The organism is Mesorhizobium sp. M7A.F.Ca.AU.001.01.1.1 (genome assembly GCF_004022735.1).
Lineage (GTDB): Bacteria > Pseudomonadota > Alphaproteobacteria > Rhizobiales > Rhizobiaceae > Mesorhizobium > Mesorhizobium ciceri.
Map to the genome: position 1 here is coordinate 1 of NZ_RZPF01001124.1, position 1212 is coordinate 1212.

Sequence of the window (1212 nt, forward strand, 5' to 3'; positions counted from 1 at the left end):
CCGCAGCGAAGGCCGGCGCGCGGGCCGCAGCGGAATAATCAGTCGCCGGATTTTTTATCACGGGTGGCCGCCAGCGACAGCAGCGGCAGCGCCGGGGCATAGGATTCGTAGCCGTCGCCATCGGCAGCCGCGAAGGTGACGATTGGATCGGTGCCATTGGCGCTGAAGGCAACGGTGCCATCGTTTTGCTCGCGCCAGAACTTCGCCTGTTCTATGCCCGGCAAGAGCCGACGGCATTTGGGAGCAACGGTGAGCAACGACAAACCGTCCGAAATTTCGGCCCCGCGGCTGACTGCACAGACCGCCTCATCGCCATTGGCGACCAGCCTGTAGCTGTTGGACGGGGCGGCCTCGTTGGCTACGCTTTCCCGGCTGCCGCCATGAAACAGCTGAATGCCACCAAACAGCGCTGCGGCAGCGATCAATGCGGAAAGTGCTTTCATCATTCTTCATCCACGTACACGGACAGGTTGAACAATGATTCCAAAGGGTTAAGCTGACGTTAATAAATGTGGCAGCCACCGATCAGTTTCTAGCCTTCACATGCGCCGTCTCGGGCACCGGCGTCAGCGGCCGGCGCTCGGTGAACCAGGACACCAGATTGTCGACGCACAGATCCGCCATGGCGCGGCGTGTATGGTCCGAGGCCGAGCCGACATGCGGCAGCAGCGAGGTGTTGGGCGCGTCGAGCAGCGCCTTGGGCACGTTCGGTTCGTCGGCAAAGACATCGAGGCCGGCAGCGGCGATGGTGCCGTTGGCAAGGGCTGCCGCAAGCGCTGCCTCATCGACCGTGCTGCCACGGCCGATGTTGACGAAGACGCCGTTGGCGCCAAGCGCCGACAGTATCTCGGCATTGACCGCCTTCTCCGTCGAGGCGCCGCCCGGCGCGACCGAAATCAACGTATCCACGGCTTCGGCAAGCCCTTTCAGGGTCGCATGATAGTGGTAGGAAAGACCTTCGACACGGCGCCGGTTGTGGTAGGCGACCGGCAAGCCAAAGGCCTCCAGACGCCGGGCAATGGCCTGCCCGATGCGGCCCATGCCGAAAATACCCACACTGCGCCCGCGCAAGGTCAGCCGGCTCAGCGGATAGTTGCCCTTGCGCACCCAGCTGCCGTCGCGCAGCCAGGTCTCGGCGCGCGGCAGGTCGCGGATGGTGTTGATCATGATTTTTATCATGGTGTCGGCGACCACCGAGGTCAACACGTCGGG

Annotated in this window: 2 protein-coding genes; both read right to left on the reverse strand. The window is 63.4% G+C overall.

Features of this window, described 5'->3' with window-relative positions; translation table 11 throughout:
• Positions 1–38: 38 nt before the first annotated feature.
• Complete coding sequence (locus tag EN884_RS36415; protein WP_024501916.1) at positions 39–443, reverse strand: hypothetical protein; 405 nt, start codon at positions 441–443, stop codon at positions 39–41.
• 82 nt (positions 444–525) lie between these two features.
• Positions 526–1212 (reverse strand): NAD(P)-dependent oxidoreductase (locus EN884_RS36420; RefSeq protein WP_128361148.1); only part of this gene is annotated, 687 nt, incomplete at its 5' end.

Excerpts from the sequence above, each read along its gene's own strand:
- EN884_RS36415 (WP_024501916.1), bottom strand. The coding sequence starts at position 443 with ATGAAAGCACTTTCCGCATTGATCGCTGCCGCAGCGCTGTTTGGTGGC.